Consider the following 22,204-nt stretch of genomic DNA (forward strand, 5'->3'; position numbering starts at 1 on the left):
CACTTTGATATGAATGATCATTAATTTTTAACGAGGAGGTTGACTCATGAATCAAAAAAGGACAACTCACACATGGTCCTTGGTCCTAACGGGTGTACTGATCTGTGCACTGATTTTGAGTGGTTTGCAGTGGACACCTGGTGCAGCAGCGCAGACACTAGTACAGGAAGAACCTGATATTCGAATTGGCGTGATACCAGCCACGGAAGCTCTTACGGTAGGCAGCTCTGGTCCCTATCAGATTGTGGATATGGAGACAGGCGACGTATTAGTAGAAGGGGAGAACTCAGAAACCACGGTAGAGCTTTCCTCAACGGCCTCCATTGAAACGAGCTACATGTTACAAGTGGCGTACACAACGAGCAAGGCGTACGTGGATGATTGGTTAGATCGTGCCGAATTGGCAGGTCATCCAACGTATGTAGAACCCTACCTTGACGGGTGGCGACTCCTCATTGGTCAATTTCCAACCGACGCATCTTGGGGAGACAGAGTCGCTTTCAGAGATGAGATTATCGCTCAGGGACTCGGCGGTTCTGACTCCTTTTGGAGAACAATGACCATCTCCGAGGGGGAAAGCCAAATCGAACTAAAGCTAGGTGAGACCGCTGTCTCGACAACCCATCCCTTACGTGTGACAGCACATTCAGAAAAGGTCACCATGAATGGTCAGCGGTACAGAGGTGAAGTGGAAGTCGCCTTCAATAGTAGTGGCACATTGGTGGGGATTAATGAACTACCGATAGAAGAATACTTATACGGTGTCGTTCCTCGTGAGCTGCCACCCGTTCCCTACGGTGAAATTGAAGCACTGAAGGCCCAAGCTATCGCAGCGCGTACGTATGCGTTAAGCAATTTGGGAAAACGATCCCAAGACGGCTATGATTTGCTACCGACACCTTCCGATCAGGTATACGGGGGCTATGAGTCAGAGCATCCCCTTTCCACCCAAGCCGTTCAAGAATCACGTGGCGTTGTCGCCACGTATGATGGACAATTAATTACGACGGTGTACTCATCTACGAGTGGGGGCTACACTGCAAATAACGAGGACGTGTGGAGCACAGGCGAGGTCCCTTATCTTCGTGGCGTCCCTGATGCTGAGCGAGGACAAGCGATAGACAACGTACCATCCTTAGACGTCTTTAAAAATCATGCCAATCCGACGTCATTACGAGCAGAGAAAGATGGAGATTACGAGTCAGACTGGTCTAGGTATCACCGTTGGACCTATGAGTGGACAATGGATGAAATAACCGAAGTATTAAGCGACTACTACAACCAAGACGTGGGAGAAGTCTATGACATTAACGTCACGGATCGCTCCAACTCAGGTCGGGTTTTAGAAATTGAATTTGTGACGGAGAACGGGACTTTCTATGAACAGAAGGATCGCGTACGTTGGGCACTTAAATATGTGAATAGTAGTGGCACGCACAGTGTGTTAAGAAGTACACTGTTCTATATTGAACCCGTTATCGATCGCCCATCTAAAGAAACGGTCGGTTTCGTCACCTATGGCGGCGGATGGGGACACGGTGTCGGTATGGCTCAAACTGGCGCTGTAGGTATGGCTGAGAAAGGCTACACTGTTGAGGAGATTTTGAAGCATTATTATCGTGGCATTGATATTGAACAGTGGTATGAGTAGTTTCGTAAGCTCCTTGAGCTCAGTAACTGACCTGTTCTAGTTGTTCACCTTTATTTTATTTTGATAAACGAATGAGAAGTTAAAAAGGAAGACCATGATCGTAGCAGATGATCGTGGTCTTCCTTTTAGATAGATAGCTAGACTCTAGACTTCTCTTAGGCTTGTGATGTGATGGTCACTTTAGGTGCTGATGTATGTATCATTTCCCGCTCATACAAATGACAAGCCACTTTATGATGGCCACCAACGTCTTGCAGCGCCGGTTTCACTTTCGCACACAAATCCATTGCCTCGGGACAGCGTGTGCGAAACACACAACCACTCGGTGGATCAATGGGACTGGGGAGTTCCCCTTCCAAAATAATACGTTCTCGACGATCCTCGATTCTGGGATCTGGGATGGGTATAGCGGATAATAATGCTTGAGTATATGGGTGCAACGGATTGCGGTACAACGCTTCACTTTCGGTCATCTCCACCATGTTCCCCAAGTACATCACACCGATACGATCACTAATGTGCTTCACCATAGATAAATCATGGGCAATGAACAAATAGGTGAGCCCTTTCTCTTGTTGTAATGTCTGAAGAAGATTGACGACCTGCGCCTGAATAGAAACATCAAGAGCTGAAATAGGTTCGTCAGCAATGATGAATTCTGGTTCTAGGGCGAGGGCACGTGCAATCCCAATTCTTTGACGCTGCCCCCCACTAAACTCGTGAGGATACCGATTCGCATGCTCTGCATCGAGCCCTACTTCACGCAAAAGTTGGTGGACACGGTGCTTGCGTTCTTTTCCCCGGAATAAACCCTGTACATCCATTCCCTCTGCAATACTGTCCATGACGGTGGCCCTCGGATTGAGTGAAGCATAAGGGTCCTGGAAGATCATCTGCATCTGACGGTGCAGGCGGTTACTTTCCTCTCCTTGTGCTTCGTGAACGTTCCTACCTTTAAACATGACATCGCCTTCCGTCCGATCATAAAGACGTATGATTGTTCTACCCAGCGTTGATTTCCCACAGCCGGATTCCCCAACTAAACCAAAGGTTTCTCCTTCATAGATATCAAAGGTCACGTCCTCGACCGCCTGTAGCACTTTGCCTTTGTCCATATTGAAATATTTTTTTAGTTGTTTCACTTCTAGTAGTTTTTGGCGTTGCATATGTCTCCCCCTTCCCTGACTGTTCAAATGATGGCATCACGATGTGACATCATGATGTGACATCGTGATGAATATAACGTCTAGAAGCACAATGTTCACGTTCATATATTGTACCGACTAAAGGAATCACTTCAATCGACTTACCCGTCTTGGGAGCATGGATCATACGCCCTTCTCCGACATACATACCAACGTGATGAACACGTCCCTTACCTTCCTCATAGGCAAAGAACAGTAAATCGCCCGGTTGTAATTGTTCATGTGGGACAGGTACTCCGCTATTGGCTTGGTCTGAAGCATCTCGAGGAATGTTTAGGCCACTCGCGCGATGAAGTGTATACATAAAGCCAGAGCAATCGAAGCCAAAACCGGACATCCCACCCCATAAGTATGGCAACCCTAAAAACATTTGGGCCAGCTGTACGAGATCTGAGCTTCTCACCCTAGGGCGTTCACCCGGGGCGTATGTGTCCACATCCTGACGTTGTACCCAACGCTCACCATGAGGGGTGTCCACTTTAACCCAATCTGCCTCTTCAGCAATAAGGGGGAGACGTGTTTGGAAGCTCACTTCAAGATGCTTTATTTTGGTAGGCGAATGGTTTACTATGTTAGGCGATACTGGTTCGTTCTCACCCTCAGCGTATAACCACGCTGTCGGTTGCTTCACGATGGCCACCGGCGTCTCTGCACACTCTATACTTCCAACGTTGCTCATCGTTTGACTGGCATCAACCAGTTGGGCCTTTGGCACCCACGCGGGGTAACCTTCTTCTTTCTTTCTAGTGGGCTGGACTGGGACGTATACATGAACCCACTCACCATCAGTTTCAATGCACTGCACTTCTTGTCCATAAAGCACCTGACTCTGAACGAGATTATCCTCGTGAAGTTGTAGGCGTTGTTCAGTCGTCATGTCCGCTAGCCACCGTCTTATATCTCCGGGGTAGGAGATAGCCTTATCGTCCGTCTTGCGGGCTGAAGAAGGCGCGGTCCACATGGTGGCTACTGGCACACGTACGATCAAGGTCTGACTCAAAGTTTCATTCCTCCTTCACTCTCGTTGATGACTATATTGTTAATCACATTATTTTATTAAACCGGGCTCAATGGTCAGTGTGGCGTTTGTTGTATCTACCCGTGCTTGAACGCCAATAGGGATCGTCATGTGCGGTTCACAGTGACCCACTTGGAATCCACGCACCAACGGTTTACGTACGCTCTGAAGATGATCGCTTAACACTTCTTCTAGGCTTAACGATGGTTTTCTTTTTTGGGGGCCACAATGGGCAAAGTCAGCGATGATGATCCCTTCAGCATCCGTAAACTTTCCGGCTAATCGTAACTGATTAAGCATTCTATCAACCCGGTAAGGTTCTTCATCAACCTCTTCTATAAATAGGATTTTACCCTTGGTGTCAACCTCAAAAGGGGTCCCTAAAGTACTCACTAATAAAGACAAATTACCACCCATGATCGTTCCCTGTACGATGTCCTCCGCTTCTACTAACACCTCAATGGACGTTTCTATGGGGCCATCCAAGGCATCCGAATACGCATGTTTCATTTGCCTGGGAGCCATGATTTGTTTGAGATACTTTTCTGTCATCGGATGGACAACGGGGTGGCCCTCTAGCATGGTATATCCCAAGTCAGAACTAGGCATAGGGCCGTGAAAGGTGACGAGGCCCGTTCGTTGAAAAATGGCCACATGTAAAAACGTGATATCACTATAGCCTAAAAATACTTTTGGATGACGCTGTATTAAGTCATAATCAATATGTTCTGCAATCCTAGCCGTGCCATAACCGCCACAGGCACAGAAGATGCCTCTGATGTCATCATCTTTAAACATGTCGTGTAAATCCTGTAACCTCTCCTTATCGGAACCGGCCAAGTATCCGTACGTCTGCTCGATATACCGACCAAATCGCACTTTAAGACCCAAGGACTCGTAGAACTGACAGCCAATGTATAGCCGCTTTAGGTCGGGTGGACTAGCCGGTGCGACGATACCGATCGTATCTCCTGGACGTAGTGACTGTGGCTTGATGACACTCATTTACTTCTCCCCCTTTATAGCGAGAAAGGATGCCCATCCACACATGGACACCCTTCTTCACCTTACACCATTGGCGTTATTGGACATCTGCCCATTTGAGCTCCATATAACCCACGGGGTGACTTACAATACCGGATACACCATCCGCTTGTAGAACCGCTTGGTTATAGAAATAGATTGGGAACAATGGCATCTCGTCAAAGAGTAACTCTTCCGCTTGATGCATCAGATCGTAGCGTCTAACATCGTCCGCCTCCTGCTTAGCTTGGGCAATCAAGTCATCATATTCTGCGTTGCTCCATCCTGTCCGGTTCATGGAGCTACCTGTTATGAAGCTTTCTAGATAGTTAATCGGATCGGCAAAATCAGCTAAGAATGAAGAGCGAGAGAATTGCAATTCCAAATTACGTTGCGCTTCTAGAAAGACGTTCCATTCTTGGTTCGTCAGTGTGACATCTACACCTAAATGCTCGCTATACATTTCCTTTAACACTTCTGCAATTCTTCTATGAGAGTCGCTCGTATTGTAAGCGAGTGTAATTTCAGGGAGTGTGTCATAACCTTCTTCTTCCATCCCTTGTTCTAACAAGGCCTTCGCTTGCTCTGGGTCGTATTTTATCAGATCACCGCCGTTGTCTCGGAAGTCGCCACCTGCGGGATCATTAAACCCGTACGCTACAAATCCTTTGGCCGGTTTTTCTCCTTGCTTCGTGACGTGCTCTACGATCGCTTCACTGTCTACGGCTAAAGCAAACGCTTTGCGAATATTCTCATTATGGAAAGGTTCCATCTCTAGGTTAAAACGATAAAAATAAACACCTGAACGGTCAAACGTATCCACTTCACCCGCTTCAAAAAGTTGTTCACTCATGTCAGCTGGAATGCCTAGCGTATCCCCTACAACGTGCAAATCTCCCGTCTGATAGAGTTGATAAGCCGTGTTAGGATCATCGACCATCTGCCATACAACTTCCTCAAGTTTTACTGTATCTGCATCCCAGTAATGGTCACTTCTCACCATTCTCAACTCATTATTGTGGTCCCAATCAGAGATATGAAATGGCCCATTACTTACAAATGTGTCAGCGCTGTTTGCCCAATTCTCGTCTGCTTTCACTGTATCCTTATGAACAGGGAAGAAAGCAGGGTTTGAGATCACACTGAGAAAGTAGCTCTGCGGACTCGTTAGTGTCACTTCTAGTTGTTGGTCATCTAACGCCGTGACCTGCATATCATCTGCAGATCCTTCACCCGTATTGTACGCTTCTGCTCCTTCAATCAGGTACGTAAGAAAACCGGCTGGGGACGCTGTTTCAGGGTCTGCTAATCTCTTCCATGCATATTCAAAATCGTGAGCCGTGACCGGCTCCCCATTGGACCACTTTGCATCTTCACGAATATGGAACGTATACGTACGACCATCTTCCGACACGTCCCAGCTTTCAGCTGTGGCTTCTTGTGGGTCATGATCTGGTCCTAAACGCGTGAGGCCTTCCATCAAGTTGTTGAGCACATGGTAGGAGTAACTATCAAACCCTTGCGGTGGATCTAATGAAGTCGGCTCGGTCACATTATTAAGCACTAAAACCTTCTCACCGGAAGCATCGACCTCATCTCCGCTTCCTTGATCATCATCCGGTTCGGGTGTTGTCCCTCCCTCTGTCGTCGTACATGCCGCTAACGCAAATACTAGTGTTAATGCTAAAACGAAAAGACCGTATTTCCTTAACGTTTCCATAATTTGTCCCCCTTTTTACCATTAAAAATTATATAGTGTGTATCATGAACTAACTTATGCCTATCCCTAACGATTCTAACTCTTGTTTACTCAGTGCCCTTTTTGCTCTCTCATCTTGTAACCAACAGGCGACCGTATGACCTTGACCCAAGTCTGTGACTGGAGGTTCAACACGTTTACATACTTCCATAGCAAACTCACAACGATCAACAAACGGACATCCTTTTGGTGGAGAAAACAAGTCAGGCGGCGTACCATCAATAGGAATAAGAGGTTCGTTCTTATTAGCGTCCATTCTAGGCACCGATGAGAGTAATCCCTTCGTATACGGATGTTGTGGTCGATCAAACAAATCGTATCTCGTTCCAGTTTCCACCACCTTTCCAGCGTACATCACCTGAATCCGGTCAGCCATTTGTGCCACGACACCTAAATCATGTGTAATCAGTATAATAGCCACTTCAAATTGCTTCTGTAAATCTCTAAAAAGATCAATGATTTGGGCCTGTATCGTCACATCTAAAGCGGTTGTGGGTTCGTCAGCGATCAACAACGCTGGTTGACAGACCAACGACATGGCAATCATGATACGTTGGCGCATCCCTCCACTGAATTGGTGAGGATACTGTTTTAATCTTTCTTCCGGATTGGCTATCCCAACAAGAGTGAGCATGTCTATCGCTTTAGCGTTAGCCTCAGCCTTTGATATTTTAAGGTGGCGAATCATCCCTTCGGTGATTTGATCACCGATACTAAGGGTGGGGTTGAGAGAGGTCATAGGGTCTTGAAAGATCATTGAAATCTCTCTCCCCCGAATACCTCTCATTTGAGCATCTGTTAATTGTGTTAGCTCTTGTCCCTTAAATTGGATGGTACCAGATTTGAACCGACCGGGTGGCTCAGGGATGAGGCGCATAATACTTTGAGCAGTGACACTCTTGCCACAACCACTCTCTCCGACGATGGCCAGTGTTTCACCTTTATCTAAAGAAAACGAGACACCGCGAACAGCCTGCACTTCTCCTCCATGTGTATCGAATGAGACGTGTAATTGTTCCACTTCTAATAGTCGTTCCACTGAACATCACCTCCTTAGCTTCGGATCAAGTGCATCTTGCAACCCATCACCAAAGACATTAAACGCAAACATTGTCAAAGAGATAAAGAAGGCTGGAAAGAACAAACGCCACCAATGCCCCGATAGTATGGTTGATAATGCGTCGTTAGCCATGACTCCCCAGCTTGCGAATGGGGCTTGGACACCTAAACCTAAGAAGCTAAGGAACGCTTCAGCGAAGATTGCGGTGGGGACGGTTAGGGTCATTTGAACGATGATAGGTCCCATGGTGTTTGGCAGAAGCCCTTTTCTGATAATTCTAGAAGTCTTTGCGCCAAACGTCTTGGATGCTAAGATATACTCGTTATTTTTGAGCTGTAAGACCTGTCCTCGTACAATCCTGGCCATACCAACCCATCCCGTCACTGTGAGTGCCACGATGATAGTCAGGAGTCCAGGTCCCATGACAACCATGAGCAAAATCACCATTAAAAGGTATGGAAGCCCGTATAAAACTTCCACCACACGCATCATAATGTGGTCTGTACGGCCCCCTCTATAGCCTGCAATACCGCCATATACGACCCCGATTAAGCCATCTATTAAAGCGGCCATAAAACCAACAAATAGTGAAATTCTTGCGCCATACCACGTTCTAGCAAACATGTCTCGTCCCAAATCATCCGTTCCAAACCAATGGGTACTAGAAGGCGGTTGATTGCTATTCGTTAATGTTTGTTCAGTCACATGATGCGAAGAAAGCATCGGACCAAAAATAGCCATAATAATAAGTAGAATAAGAACCATAAGTCCAACCATTGCCAGTTTGTTTTTCCTTAAATTAAGCCATACCGCTTCCCAATAGGAGAGGCTAGGTCTTTTGATCTTCTCCCCCGCATGAGGATCTTTATCTTTCCTTACAAACCATTCATCTGGTACGGCTTGATTTTGTTTGGTATGTAATTGATTCTCAGGAATGGCCATAGCTACTCTCCCTTCTTGTGGAGCTTAATTCTTGGGTCTAACACGCCGTAAATCATATCCACGATAAAGAGCATTAGAATAAGTAGCGCACTATAAAAGATGGTTGTCCCCATAATGACAGGATAATCACGGTTGTTGATGCTTTCTACAAAATATCTTCCCATCCCAGGAATAGCAAAAATTTTCTCTATCACAAAGCTCCCGGTTAAGACCGCCGCCACTAAGCTCCCCATAATCGTCACGACCGGTAATAAGGCATTACGGAGGGCGTGTTTACACACGATTGTAAAAGGGGACAATCCCTTCGCTCTGGCCGTACGGATGTAATCTTGGGTTAACACCTCCAGCATACTCGCTCTTGTTAAGCGTGCAATGATGGCCATAGGACCTGTACCTAAGGCAAGGGCTGGTAGAATCATATGTTGCCAGCTAGACCATCTCGCAGGGGGGAGAATTTCCCAATTGACCGCCACCTGCTGAATCAGAAGAGTGGCAAGGATAAAGTTGGGAACGGAAATACCCAATACTGCTAAGGTCATCATGGTGTAATCTATCAAACCGTTATGCCTTAAAGCGGCGAACACACCTAGAGCAACACCTGAAAACAAAGCTAAGGTGAGAGAAACAAAACCTAGTTCAAAGGAGACGGGGAACCCTCTGCCTAATAATTCATTCACCGTCGTTTGAGATTGTTTGATCGAGGGGCCTAGGTCTAATTTGATTAAATTCTGTAAATAGTAGATATATTGAACAGGAACAGGCTTATCGAGATGATAATGTGCTTCTAAGTTAGCTTGAACGGCTTCATTGGTGTTTCTTTCCTGATTCAGTGGCGAGCCTGGAATGGCGTACATGAGAAAGAAAGTGAGGGTCATAATCACCCATAATGTCACCACCATAGATAAAAACCGCTGACCTATGTATCGCAGCACGCCGCAATCCCCCCTACTAGCAAAATGTTGTCTTCATTGCTAACTCCGTCATGACGAGCATGGCTCGATAAGCGTCTATCACTGTCTTTGCTTGATATCTCACGATCGTGGTATCCTCTTCAATGGCGGTTCCGGGCATTAAGCTAGCCCACTCGGCCTGTCCATAGTTGGCGTATTCTATACGTAATAAGGGGTTATCTGGGGGCACCAGCGGTTGAACCTTGGCCTGTTGCGTAAGCGCTTCTTCGGTCTTGTGTTGAAGCAGCTCTCTCGTTTTTGCTGGTGTCAGACACAGGGCAGCTGAGCGGGATTGCTGTTCTTTGACGACAGCCGTGGTCACATTGGGAATGAGAGCCTCAGCCTCTTGGGCTGTTTGGTCATCTCCGGCGACCATTAGTACAGGGACACCATAATAACCTGCGACATAAGCGTTAAATCCAAGCTCTCCTACTTCAACATCGTCGAGAAAGATGTTGCGTACGCCAAATGTCATCGTGTGACTCATGACCCCTTTTTTCGAAGCCCGTGCATGATACCCTATAAACATCGCAGCATCACACGTACGGTCTAATCCTTGTACCATGGACATCGGTTTCGCGTTTCCTGAGATCAGCTTCGCCTCGCGATGTATATCCTCAATATACAAATTGTTCATTTTAGAATGGCTATCATTCACGATCACATCAGAACAACCGTATTGAAATGCGCTCTCGATGACATGGTTCGCTTCATCCGTCATCAGTTGACGCCCCCGGTCGTAGTTTCTTTGGGCCGCATCGACAAAAGTCGCATCGGGTAATCCCGTTATGCCTTCCATATCAACGGATAAAAAGAGCTTCATATCAGACCCTCCTTTGTTCATCTTTTTATACTTTTCAGATAATTAATAATTATAGCATACTTTTGTCCTCGCTTAAACTTGGCGGTTGTATCGCTTGTTTCCCCCAGGAGGATCGTTTTATGTTAATCTTAGTATCATTTCTATGTCGCTATGATTCTAGAATATGTCTGTTGTTTACTGATAGAAGAAACAACATCAAACGGAAACATCACCATAAAAAAAGGGAACGATCGTATGACTATACGCGTTCCCTCTTTGAGTGACCTTTATTGTCGTTTCACTTGCTAGACGGACATAATCTACGTCCGTTATTCTAATGGTTTTAGTTCTTTGTTTACGAGATAGTGAGGTAGACCACCTGTTAAGGTATCCGCCACATTTTGGGCTGTTTTACGTTTCAGTTCTCTTTCAGATTCTTCGGCATACCAAGCGACGTGAGGATTTAAAATCACCTGGTCCATACTTAGAAAAGGATGGTCAGCCGGGACGGGCTCTTGTTCAAGCACATCGAGTGCGGCCCCAGCAATCTTATTCTGCTGTAACGCTGCAATCAATGCATCTTCATCCACAACAGGACCCCTAGAAGTATTGATGAGAATAGCCTCGGATTTCATTAATTCAAATTGTGGTTGACTGATCATCCCTCTCGTACTTTCAAGTAATGGCGCATGCACGGAGATAAAATCAGATTGGGCACTCAGTTCATCAAGTGAGACGAGCGTGACCTTTTTTTCTTGGGCAATGTCGGGCGACATGTACGGATCATAGGCGATCACATTCAACCCCAGCGCTTGCGCTTTCTGAGCAAGTTGTTGCGGAATCTTGCCGAAGCCGACTAAGCCCAACGTGCGATCTCTCAAGCGAAAGATCGGGGTCCCCACTTTATAGTCCCATGTCCCTTGTTTCACGGCTCTGTCTAATACTGTCACTTTACGTGCGGCGCTCATCAGTAAAGCCAAGGCATGATCAGATACCTCATCGAGGCAGTAATCAGTCACATTACCTACAGCAATACCTTTTTCAGTTGCCGCTTTAATATCAATGGTATCTACACCAATGCCATAACGTGCGATGACTTTGCAACGGTCGAGCTGTTCAATTACACGGCGGGTGATTGGAGCGTATTGGTTAATGATACCGTCTGCATCTTTGGCAGCGGCAATGACTTCCTCTTCTGTTCGACATTGGGCCGGTACTATTTCAGCCCCAATGTTCTCTAACACCTCTTTTTCCGGGTCTAAGGTGGCATACTCATAATCGGTTACAACAACTTTAAATTGACTCACTTGGCTCTTCCTTTCTCTGTTGCATGGTGATGACACCTCGATCTAACCTAGTAACATAAGCAATACTGTTATCGTAGCTACACTGACAATCGTTGTCACGAGCGTCACCGTGGACACGAGGTCAGGCTCGGACTCAAATTGGACCGCATACATCACGGTTGTTGCAGCAGATGGCATGGCGGCAGAGACGAGTAATACTTTTGCAAGTAAAGGATCGAGGGTCATGTATTGTAAAATAGCAAAGGCGATGAGCGGAGATATAACCATCCGCACGATCACACCGAAACTAATATGTTCAAAATTTAATTTCTGCAATTTAATCTCGGCCAACTGCATACCCAATATCAGCATAACCACAGGAATGGTGGCTTCGGCGACCAGATCGACTGCCATGAAGAGATTATCGGGCATGGCTAGGCCTGTCCATTGTAAGATCAGGGCGATGATAACAGCATACGTGGCTGGCATTTTCATGACAGAGACGAGTGCCATTTTGATCCCCGCCTGCCCTCTCGCTGCATAGTAAACGCCGAAGAAATTCATAATGATGGCTTGCAGTACCAAGAACAGGACGGAATAGGCAAAGCCCTGCTCCCCAAAAGCGAATAAAACGATCGGGGCACCGTAATTGCCAGAGTTCATAAAAGCAGTGGAGAGCACAAGCCCACTTTCAATCGATTGTGAAAACCGCCTAATACTCGCGTAGATTTTGTTAATTAGAATAATAGAAAATAAAAGGATTAACGAAAAGATAATAATCTGTACGTACTCAAAATTTAGCTCTGTTTGATAAAATGTCCGAAATACGAGGCACGGCGTTAAAATATAGATCGCGACCGTCGAAATCGATTTGATGTCAATGTTTTTCCACTTTTGTACGCTGTACCCTGTCAAAAAAATCAGGATGACAGGCAGTACGACTTGTATAAAAATGTCCATGTGTGCACCTTACCATTCGGCGATGGAGCCATCTCGATGTCGCCATACAGGATTGCGCCATCTATGGCCTTCAGCAGCCATTTTTCTGACTTGCTCCTCGTTAATATTAATGCCTAAGCCTGGCCCCTGAGGGATACGCACATAACCGTCCTCATAAGCGAATACAGACGGGTCACTGAGGTAATCGAGTAGATCAGACCCTTGGTTATAATGGATACCTAGGCTTTGCTCCTGTATGAAGGCGTTATGTGCTGTGGCATCGACTTGTAAACAGGCAGCTAAAGCGATAGGCCCTAATGGACAGTGAGGGGCAACCGCCACGTCATACGCTTCGGCCATAGAAAAAATCTTTTTACATTCAGTAATACCCCCCGCGTGGGATAGGTCCGGTTGAATGACATCAACGTAACCGTCGGCCAGCACCCCTTTAAAATCCCAACGAGAGTACATACGCTCACCTGTAGCTATAGGTATATTTGTATGTGCGGCGATGTCCTTTAAGGCTTCATTGTTCTCGGGCAACACCGGTTCCTCAATGAACATCGGGCGATACGGTTCAAGCTCCTTAGCTAGAATCTTGGCCATTGGCTTGTGCACGCGACCATGAAAATCAATCCCAATCCCGATATCCTTTCCTACAGCCTCACGTACGGCTGCAATCCTCTCCACAGTGGCATCGATTTTATCGTAGGAATCCACGTATTGGAGTTCTTCTGTACTGTTCATTTTGACGGCTGTGAACCCTTTCTCGACGACTGCTTTTGCTGCTTGGCCCACGTCACTAGGACGATCCCCACCAATCCAAGAATAGACTTTAATCGCATCACGACAAGCGCCCCCTAATAATTGGTAGACGGGTGCATTAAAATATTTTCCTTTGATGTCCCATAATGCTTGATCTATGCCGGCAATGGCACTCATCAGGATCGGTCCGCCACGATAAAAACCGGCGCGGTACATCGTTTGCCACAAGTCCTCTATACGTAGGGGATCCTGATCTATCAGGTAGTCACTTAATTCCTCAACCGCCGCTTGAACGGTGTGTGCTCTCCCTTCCACAACAGGTTCTCCCCAACCTTCAATCCCCTCATCCGTTGTGATTTTTAAGAACAACCATCTTGGTGGCACAATAAACGTCTCGATCGATCTGATTTTCACTGCTGTCACTCCTCTACATTATTCAGTCTGTTGTTCCTTTATAAGGAACGGTGTTTCGTTATATGGTAATAGAGGAAAGGTAGATACGTTATCTACCCTCCTCTATTCTAAAACTATTAAAAAATGGACGCTTTCTATTCTAGTCCGGCGCGGAACTCTTTCATCACCTCTACGAGATAGAGAGACATTTCCGGCCAATACGTGACAAACAAGAGCGTAATAATCATGGTGACAAAGTATGGAATTATCGCTTTAGATAACTTTTCTATCGATACGCCCGATATGCCCGAACCTACGAATAAGTTGACGCCTAATGGTGGCGTAATAAACCCGATGGCTAAGTTAACCACCATGATAATACCAAAGTGTATCGGATGAAACCCTAGTTCTATGGCTATCGGTAGTAATATGGGCGTCAGGATAATGATAGCCGCTAGTGTATCCATAAAGGTCCCCACGATTAACAATAACAAGTTAATGAGTAGTATGATGACAATGGGGTTGTCAGAAAGGCCCATCATGAACTGTGCCACTTGGGTTGGAATCTGTTCGATCGTTAAGAAACGTCCAAACGCTGTCGCTGTCCCGACGATGACCAATACGGACGCCGTGGTGGTCGCAGCATTGATGAGGACGCTCGGAATCTCTCTCGCTTTAAGTTCACGGTATAGGAATAATCCTGCCACTAATCCGTAAACCACGGCGATCACAGCCGCTTCCGTCGGTGTGAAGACCCCGCCATAGATCCCCCCTAAGATTATAATCGGGATGAGCAGCGCCCATTTAGCTTCATATACTTCCCTTAGAATCTTAACAATAGATGTCTTCTCTCCGTTACCAGTAAATCCTTTTTTCTTGGAGTAAATATAAGCCCAAATCATCAGGGATAAACCAACGACAATCCCTGGAATAATACCGGCGATGAACATTTCACCGGGGGATTGGCCTCCGACAACACCATAGATGACCATGGGAATGCTCGGTGGTATAATGACGCCGAGGGAGCCTGCAGCTGCCACGGTGACCGTAGCAAACTTAACGTCATAACCTTGGCGCACCATAGCCGGTATCATTATGGAACCGATGGCCGCTACCGTGGCAGGCCCTGAACCTGATATAGCAGCAAAAAACATACAAGTAATAATCGTGGCTATTGCAAAGCCGCCCGTTTTATTCCCTACGAGGGCATTAGCTACGCGGAACAGTCGCTCCGAAATGCCTCCCCGTCCCATGATCTCGCCTGCTAAAATAAAGAATGGAACGGCCATGAGAGGAAAGGAGTCCACTGAGGTGACAAGCTCTCTCATTAAGAAATCGATCGGTATAGCGCCGGTGACAAATATGGTGACTAATACAGATAAGCCTATGGAAATGCCGATGGGCACACTAAGCAGTAAAAAGATAAAAAATGATAAAAACAATACGGCTGCCGTCATCCTAGTCTCCTCCTTCCACTTTATCCTCTACGATTTTATCTCTTTCCGTTTTGACATCGAAGTCGCCCTTACCGAATAAGGCTTTAAACTGAATAATCAGCTGTTGTATAAGGCGAATGGCTGCTAAGCCCATGCCAATTGGTGTGGCCAAATAGACAAGCCCCATCGGTATTTTATTCGCTGGAGACTTCTGCCCGAATTCTAGTAATTTCATTGAAATCTCTGACCCATACTTGATGACGAACAGACAGAAGACAAAGAATAATAGATTCGCAGTGATATAAAGAATCAATTTGGCCTTGCCTTTAAGGGCTAAAAGTAAAACGTCAACTTTAATATGTTTTTGCTTTTTCACCCCGTAACTAATCCCAATATAGACAAGCCATATGAAGCAGTACCTGGCTAGTTCTTCAGTCCAAGATAGTGAATTCCCAAATTGGCGCATGACCACTTGTAGAAAGATGACCGTGACCATAATACTGCTAAAAACAACGAGAAATACTTCCTCTAAGTGATCATCTAGCCATTTTAAAATGTGCTTTAATCCCTTAAATATGTTTTGTCCATTCAAAACTGATCCTAACTTATCCATGTGATAAAGCCCTCCTCTCCGAGCCTATGGCCCCTCTGGTGTATCCTCTTGATGAGTGATAAATGGTGAAGTTTGGTGAAGTAAGAAAAACAAAACTATATCCCCCTATCTCTAACCAAATTTACATCCGGGGTGACCCTACACTTTTGTTTTTCTTATTTCTGCTTAAAAGTGCTTGTTTATCAAAGGAAAATGAGAAGGCTTACAATCCTCATAAAATTAGGCTCTTGTAAGCCTCCTCATTAGACTTTCTTATCGTGTTAACATGGCTAAGATGTGAGCGTTAACCATGATGTGACTACTGAGCATTTTCAATCGCTTCGTACACGCGGTCCACTAGATCTTGACCGATTTCTTCAGCGTACTCATCAATGACAGGCTGAACAATGTTTTTCATCTCTTCGCGATCCTCGTCAGAAATACGCGTCACTGTCATGCCTTCCTCCTCTAGATCTTGGAGGTATTGTGCATTCGCTTCACGATTCAATTCACGCTGGTAGTCTCTCGCTTCAAGCGCTGCCTCACGCACAATCTCTTGTTGTTCTTCTGTTAGTCCATCATAGAAAGACTTACTCATTAAGAAAACGAACGGGCTATAGACATGATTTGTATCAGAGACATGTTTTTGTACTTCATGGTACTTCTGTAGGTAAATCGTGGCGAATGGATTCTCTTGTCCATCAACCGTCCCCTGTTGCATAGCCGCATACAGTTCAGTAAAGGCCATTGGCGTTGGAGAAGCCCCTAGCGCCTTGAAGGCATCTAAGTGTAGATCATTCTCCATTGTACGGATGACCAATCCGTCGAAATCATCTGCTGACGCTACTGCTCTTTTATCGTTTGTCAGGTTACGGAAACCGTTCTCCCAGTACGCGAGACCGACGAGATCTTGGTCTTCTAATTTTTCTAAGAGTTCATCCCCAACTGGTCCATCTAACACTTCGTCCGCCACTTCTTCATTTGGGAAAAGGAATGGGAAGTCGAAGACGCTAAACTCAGGCACAAAGTTTGCGATTGGTGCTGTAGATGGGATGGTCACTTCCTGAGAACCGAACTGTAAGTTTTCCATCATGGTACGATCATCACCGAGCTGACCACTGTGGTACGTCTCTACTTCAATTTGTCCGTCTGTTTCTGCTTCCACAATTTCTTTAAACTTTAATAATCCTTTGTACTGTGGATGCTCATCATTTAGGCCAATACCTGCACGGATGGTTTTGACATCACCATTGGATGCGCTTTCGTTGCTACCTTCTGTCTCTTCATTCCCCGTTGTCTCACTACTACCGCAAGCGGCTAATGTGAGTACGAGAGTCAAACCGAGTACAAATGAAAATAATTTCTTTGTCATAAGATTTTCCCCCTATTTCTTTCTTTAGAATGTAACCGCTACCACACACTTCCAAAAAAAGATGGTTACTGGTTCCAAATCATGGAACAGCGTTCCGTAAAAGCGGTTACAACAAGAATAAAGCATTCTATTAGACGTGTCAATTATTTTTAATAGCCTAATAGCTTGGAAATATTTTGACTCGTCTCAATCACAATGGGCACCAGTTCATTTGCTATTCTATCTGTGTCCATCCGCTCCGAAGGCCCCGAAAGGCTGAAGGAGGCCACTACTTGCCCTTCATGGTTATAGATAGGTGCCCCAATACATCTCACTCCCTCCACGTGCTCCATATTATCCAAGGCGTAGCCCTGAGACCTGACCTCCTTTATTTCCTTGATCAGTTTAAGAGGGTCCGTGATCGTATCATCTGTAAACGGTTGCAGCTTATAGTTTAATACCAATTGCTTAAGGGCTTGATCTTCCATACCTGCTAATAGAGCTTTTCCTGCGCTTGTACAGTGGAACATGGTTCTTCTCCCAATTTTTGAGTAAATACGTATTGTGCTGTTACTTTCAATTTTATCAATATATAAAACGTCTAAGTGATCTTGGATACATAAATGCACCACTTCATTCGTTTTATGACACAATCGTTCTAGGTGCGGCCTGGCCACTTCACGGATACTGAGCTCTTCAAATACAGAAGAAGCTAGCGTGAACAAGTATAACCCTAGTGAATAATGTTGAGTGTGTGTGTCTTGCTTCACTATGTTATGATGTAACAAGGCGTTTAACAGACGATGGGTGGTACTTTTAGCTAGTCCAAGTTTCTTAGCGATATCTGTGACACTCAACCCTGTTGGCGCATCGGATAAAATTTTGAGAATGGCGACTGCACGATCAATGGATTGTACGGTATTCATGTTCTCAACAACTCCCTGTCTCAACTCCTATGTTTATGTTTAATCATACAGGGTTTGCTCGTATAGGGAAACAAGAAATGACGATTTTTAGAACGATCTATCGCTTATCTGTGTAAGCGATCACAATACACAACATATTAGACATACAGGTGATGACGATGAGCAAAAAATACGTAATCGGTTTAGATTTAGGAACGACAAGTGCAAAAGCGGTTTTATTTACTTACGATGGCCATGTGGTCACAGATGTGGAAGAAACCTATCCCCTGCACCACCCGCATCCTTCTTGGGCTGAACAAAACCCGGATCAGATCGTCCAAGCTGCTGAGAAAGTGCTCGGGCATATTGTCACGCGTTACCCTGCGGATGACATCCTAGCCGTGGGTCTCTCTTCTGCTATGCATTCTCTCATTTGTGTCGATCAGGATGGTAAAGCGCTGTCTCCTTCTATCATATGGGCTGATGGCCGCAGTCAGGCGCAGACAGAAGAAATCAAAACACATGCAAAGGACATCTATATACAAACGGGTACACCTATACACCCTATGTCCCCGCTCACAAAATTAAAATGGATGAAAGACAACCATTATGAGCCGTATATGAAGGCGCATAAGTTCCTGTCTATCAAAGAGTATCTGTTATGGCAGTGGTTTGGTCGTACGGATGTAGATTATGCGATCGCTTCGGCCACAGGACTATTCGATGTCCATCGGTTAACGTGGTCGAGTGAAGCCCTCAACATTGCCGGCATTAGCGAAGAGCAGCTGTCACGCCCTGTCTCACCAACTCATACTTATCAGGGACTTCAATCGGACGTCGCCAGGAAAATCGGCCTCCCCCTTGACCTGCCTATTGTGATCGGGTCTAGTGACGGTCCCCTGGCAAACTTAGGAAATGGGGCCATTACCGATGGGGATGTGGCGATGACGGTCGGTACAAGCGGGGCCATTCGTCGATTCGCTTCACAGCCTCATGTCGATGCTTTACAAGAAACGTTCTGTTATGCATTCACAGAAGACAAGTGGATTCTAGGGGGTCCCACGAATAACGGCGGGATTGTCTTGCGGTGGTTAAAAGAATTGCTAGGGGAGCAGGAAGTACAGCTGGCGGAGGAAAAAGGCCTCAGTCCTTATGATCTGTTAACAAAGTTGGCTGCAGACGTTCCTGCTGGTGCAGAGAATCTGCTATTCCTCCCCTACCTTAACGGTGAAAGAGCCCCTATATGGGATGCACAGGCTAAGGGTTCTTTTATTGGACTCACGCTGAGACATCAGAAAGCACACATGGTACGCGCCGGTTTAGAGGGGGTTATCTTCAGCTTATACCATGTCGCCCAATCGCTGGAAAGACTGTCGGGACGCTCTAACCATATCTATGCGAGTGGCGGATTTGCTAGATCTCACTTATGGCTACAGATACTTGCTGATGTGTTTGAACAGGAAGTTAAGGTTCCTGAGAGCCACCAAAGCTCAGCTTGGGGCGCAGCATGGTTAGCGATGATGGCCCTAGGAGAAGCGCCATCTCTAGAAGCGATAAAGGCTTTTATTCCGATGCGTGTGAGTTGTTCTCCGAATCATGAACAACACCAGACTTATAAACGCTTATACCCGATTTATGAGCAAGCAGTGAAGGCGTTGCAACCATCTTTCCAAGCGTTGCATCAGTCAGAACACGAGGTATAACGAGCGATATTCGGTGTGATTGATTGATGACATCGCCTTGTGCTATAAGAGTATGAGTCTATCATATTTTAATTTCGAATCAGACACCTCGTGTGTCTGATTTTTTTATGACTCGTATAATTGGTATGGTTTCGTTTCTTCCATATAAGACGTTAAGCTGACTTCTTCTTCCGCTAGCCACGCTTGTACAGGTCGTTTAGCGTTTAGGCTTTTCCTTACTTGGTCAGTCCCAAGTAATAAGTCAATAAAATATCGGTTTTTAATCGGGTCTTGCCATTTAAAATGCTGCGGGTACAGCGCACTCAAGGTCTCTAGCATGGTTAGCCCTACCCGCGTTGGATGCATACGTTCTCTATCACTGATATGGACATGTACACCACTGCATAACGCGTCTTGATATTTGGATGTAGTCGGCTGAAAGGCTACAGGACGAAACTGTACCCCTTCCAGTTTGTATGTGTCTAACGCTTCCTTCCACTCTTGGGCTGTAATCCATGGTGCACCAATCCACTCAAACGGTTTGGTCGTGCCTCTGCCCTCTGACACGTTTGTGCCTTCAAACAAACAAGTACCAGCATATAATAGGGCCATGTCCAGGCCTGTGGCGTTTGGTGAAGGCATCGTCCAGGGAAGGCCGGTTTGGTCGTACCAATCCCTGCGGCACCATCCCTCCATAGGGATCACGCTTAAATCACAACGCAATTGAAGATGAGCATGCATATACCTTGCAAGTTCACCTACAGTCAAACCATGACGTATAGGAAGGTGATAACCCCCAACGAATGAGTCGAAGGCAGGATTGATACGATTCCCTTCTATCTGAGTACCTGTAACGGGGTTAGGGCGATCTAAGACCACGAAGGAGAGCGCATTTTCACTCGCCGCTTTCATGGCTAGGATGAGTGTGTAAATGTAGGTATAATAACGCACACCCAAATCCTGGATATCGTAGATGAGACAATCAAGGTCTTCTAGCATTTCCGTTGTCGGTTGCTTCGTTTGACCATACAGACTATACACCGGTATTTGGGTGATGGGGTCGATGTGATGTTTGACATGCGCCCCAGCTGGCTTCTGTCCGCGAATGCCGTGTTCGGGAGCAAAGAGAGCCACCACTTCATACCCTTGTGCTAATAATCGGTCAACGCTTAGCTTAAGTTGATCATCCACTGAGGTGTGATTCATGATCAAGCCTATTTTTTTACGCCTCAACTCTTCATACAGTCTGGCTTCACGTTCGTTATGCGCGTCCTTGTCTAGGAGCCGTTGCAGTCCTGTTCGAACGGCAGGCCCCTCATTATCGTTACGTCGTTTGACATCTACACTCGTACGCTGTTGTTCGCTATCCATTCTCGACGGTTGGACTCTGTCCTCATGACTCCTTTTTTGCATGTTTGATACTCCTCTGTTCAGTTATCTCAGTGATTTCGGGCACAGGCTTATTCGCTTTGCGGAAAGCGGCGTACACCGCTCCAGCCACTGGGGGCAAGGAGGGCGTGATGAACTTGAGATCAAAAGGCAAATCAGATAAACCTTTTTTAAGACTTGGCAGCAACCACTTGGCATGGGTGTATACACCACCTGCAAGTACGACAGGCACTAGCGGACGTGTGACGTCCTTCTGTCCATCGTGTGGCCCTTGTACATAAAGCATGTTTATTACGGTCTTGATCTCTTGTGCAGCATCCAGCCCTGCCTGTTCGAGTATAAGCTCTGCCACACGGTCACCCGCTTCAGCAGCGTGAAACACTTGCTTGGCCAAACGTGAGACGCGTGTTCTCGTTTGCCCCGTTTCATAAAGATAGGGAATCAGTTCTTTTACCGTATTTAGACCTATATCATTCAAAATGAGGCCCGTTAGTTCCGTCTGTGGACCACTTCCCTCGTGAGTAGCTAATATAGACTGACAGGCCGCTTTGCCAATGGCGAAACCACTTCCCGGATCTCCAAGAATATAGCCCCAACCCCCTATCTTCTGCTCATGCCCTTGCTCATTAATACCATAGGCCACGGATCCAGTCCCTGCGATGTGAACGACACCTGGTTCACCTTTTGTACCTGAATATAATGCATTGACGGCATCATGACCGACATATATTTTGACCTGATGAGGGAGCTGCTTTTCTAAAATGGCGGTAAGACGTAATGTCACATCCCCTTGCGTCGCACCGGCAAATCCTCCAAAAACATGGGATAACGCCATAAATACTTGCGGGGATTGACTCTTCAACTGTCGCAATAATCCCTCTAAGTCAAGCTGTACACGTTCGACCTCCCCACCATTTAAATTTGAGCCTCCGACAGTAGCCGAGGCTAGCAATTGGCCTTGGCCATCAACGAGCCACCCTTCCGTTTTTGTCCCTCCACCATCTATTCCCATGACAACTGTCTGACGCATCTGATGTGCGATTTGTGCAACCATTT

Annotated in this window: 19 protein-coding genes; 2 read left to right on the plus strand and 17 right to left on the minus strand. The window is 46.1% G+C overall.

Annotated elements, in window-relative coordinates:
* The first annotated feature begins 46 nt into the window (after positions 1-46).
* Positions 47-1,651 carry a SpoIID/LytB domain-containing protein gene (locus JKM87_RS06615; RefSeq protein WP_202079265.1) on the plus strand — a complete coding sequence of 535 codons (1,605 nt, stop codon included), beginning with the start codon at positions 47-49 and terminating at the stop codon, positions 1,649-1,651.
* A 155-nt stretch (positions 1,652-1,806) separates the two neighbouring features.
* Here the strand turns inward: JKM87_RS06615 and JKM87_RS06620 are convergent, their stop codons facing one another.
* From JKM87_RS06620 to JKM87_RS06690, 15 genes are all read right to left on the minus strand, one after another.
* A complete protein-coding gene (locus JKM87_RS06620; protein WP_202079267.1) occupies positions 1,807-2,817 on the minus strand; it encodes an ABC transporter ATP-binding protein in 1,011 nt (336 codons plus the stop codon).
* A gap of 49 nt (positions 2,818-2,866) precedes the next feature.
* Complete coding sequence (locus JKM87_RS06625) at positions 2,867-3,856, minus strand: C40 family peptidase (RefSeq protein WP_336885141.1); 990 nt, start codon at positions 3,854-3,856, stop codon at positions 2,867-2,869.
* Positions 3,857-3,904: 48 nt separating this feature from the next.
* Positions 3,905-4,879, minus strand: coding sequence for a S66 peptidase family protein (locus JKM87_RS06630; RefSeq protein ID WP_202079269.1), 975 nt, complete (start codon positions 4,877-4,879; stop codon positions 3,905-3,907).
* A 76-nt stretch (positions 4,880-4,955) separates the two neighbouring features.
* Positions 4,956-6,617 (minus strand): peptide ABC transporter substrate-binding protein, encoded by a 1,662-nt coding sequence (locus tag JKM87_RS06635; RefSeq protein ID WP_202079271.1) that lies wholly within the window; start codon positions 6,615-6,617, stop codon positions 4,956-4,958.
* A 49-nt stretch (positions 6,618-6,666) separates the two neighbouring features.
* Positions 6,667-7,695 carry an oligopeptide/dipeptide ABC transporter ATP-binding protein gene (locus JKM87_RS06640; protein ID WP_202079273.1) on the minus strand — a complete coding sequence of 343 codons (1,029 nt, stop codon included), beginning with the start codon at positions 7,693-7,695 and terminating at the stop codon, positions 6,667-6,669.
* Positions 7,696-7,701: 6 nt separating this feature from the next.
* Entirely contained in the window at positions 7,702-8,658 is a 957-nt protein-coding gene (locus JKM87_RS06645; RefSeq protein WP_202079275.1) for an ABC transporter permease, read from the minus strand.
* Positions 8,659-8,660: 2 nt separating this feature from the next.
* Positions 8,661-9,590: an ABC transporter permease subunit gene (locus JKM87_RS06650; protein ID WP_202079277.1), complete on the minus strand. Its 930-nt coding sequence runs from the start codon at positions 9,588-9,590 to the stop codon at positions 8,661-8,663.
* 16 nt (positions 9,591-9,606) lie between these two features.
* A complete protein-coding gene (locus JKM87_RS06655; protein WP_202079279.1) occupies positions 9,607-10,431 on the minus strand; it encodes a M55 family metallopeptidase in 825 nt (274 codons plus the stop codon).
* Positions 10,432-10,739: 308 nt separating this feature from the next.
* Positions 10,740-11,717, minus strand: coding sequence for an NAD(P)-dependent oxidoreductase (locus JKM87_RS06660; RefSeq protein WP_202079281.1), 978 nt, complete (start codon positions 11,715-11,717; stop codon positions 10,740-10,742).
* Positions 11,718-11,759: 42 nt separating this feature from the next.
* A complete protein-coding gene (locus JKM87_RS06665) occupies positions 11,760-12,656 on the minus strand; it encodes an AEC family transporter (protein ID WP_202079283.1) in 897 nt (298 codons plus the stop codon).
* 9 nt (positions 12,657-12,665) lie between these two features.
* The gene (gene dgoD, locus JKM87_RS06670) at positions 12,666-13,814 is read right to left on the minus strand and encodes a galactonate dehydratase (protein ID WP_202079285.1); all 1,149 of its coding nucleotides are present in this window, start codon (positions 13,812-13,814) and stop codon (positions 12,666-12,668) included.
* A 134-nt stretch (positions 13,815-13,948) separates the two neighbouring features.
* The gene (locus tag JKM87_RS06675; protein WP_202079287.1) at positions 13,949-15,250 is read right to left on the minus strand and encodes a TRAP transporter large permease; all 1,302 of its coding nucleotides are present in this window, start codon (positions 15,248-15,250) and stop codon (positions 13,949-13,951) included.
* Position 15,251: 1 nt separating this feature from the next.
* Entirely contained in the window at positions 15,252-15,842 is a 591-nt protein-coding gene (locus JKM87_RS06680) for a TRAP transporter small permease (protein WP_202079289.1), read from the minus strand.
* Between the two features lie 298 nt (positions 15,843-16,140).
* On the minus strand, positions 16,141-17,193 hold the full coding sequence (locus JKM87_RS06685) for a TRAP transporter substrate-binding protein (RefSeq protein ID WP_202079292.1): 1,053 nt from the start codon (positions 17,191-17,193) through the stop codon (positions 16,141-16,143).
* Between the two features lie 149 nt (positions 17,194-17,342).
* Positions 17,343-18,098 (minus strand): IclR family transcriptional regulator, encoded by a 756-nt coding sequence (locus tag JKM87_RS06690; protein WP_202079294.1) that lies wholly within the window; start codon positions 18,096-18,098, stop codon positions 17,343-17,345.
* A gap of 158 nt (positions 18,099-18,256) precedes the next feature.
* Here JKM87_RS06690 and JKM87_RS06695 point away from each other — a divergent pair, with 158 nt between their 5' ends.
* Positions 18,257-19,780 carry a gluconokinase gene (locus tag JKM87_RS06695; RefSeq protein ID WP_202079296.1) on the plus strand — a complete coding sequence of 508 codons (1,524 nt, stop codon included), beginning with the start codon at positions 18,257-18,259 and terminating at the stop codon, positions 19,778-19,780.
* 105 nt (positions 19,781-19,885) lie between these two features.
* On the opposite strand, the gene JKM87_RS06700 is transcribed toward JKM87_RS06695, so the two are convergent.
* Positions 19,886-21,172 (minus strand): exo-beta-N-acetylmuramidase NamZ family protein, encoded by a 1,287-nt coding sequence (locus JKM87_RS06700; protein ID WP_202079298.1) that lies wholly within the window; start codon positions 21,170-21,172, stop codon positions 19,886-19,888.
* Entirely contained in the window at positions 21,153-22,202 is a 1,050-nt protein-coding gene (locus tag JKM87_RS06705; RefSeq protein ID WP_202079299.1) for an N-acetylglucosamine kinase, read from the minus strand. Before JKM87_RS06705 ends, JKM87_RS06700 begins: the two co-directional genes overlap by 20 nt.
* Between the last annotated feature and the right edge of the window lie 2 nt (positions 22,203-22,204).

This window comes from Caldalkalibacillus salinus, from assembly GCF_016745835.1.
In the GTDB taxonomy this organism is placed as follows: domain Bacteria; phylum Bacillota; class Bacilli; order Caldalkalibacillales; family JCM-10596; genus Caldalkalibacillus_A; species Caldalkalibacillus_A salinus.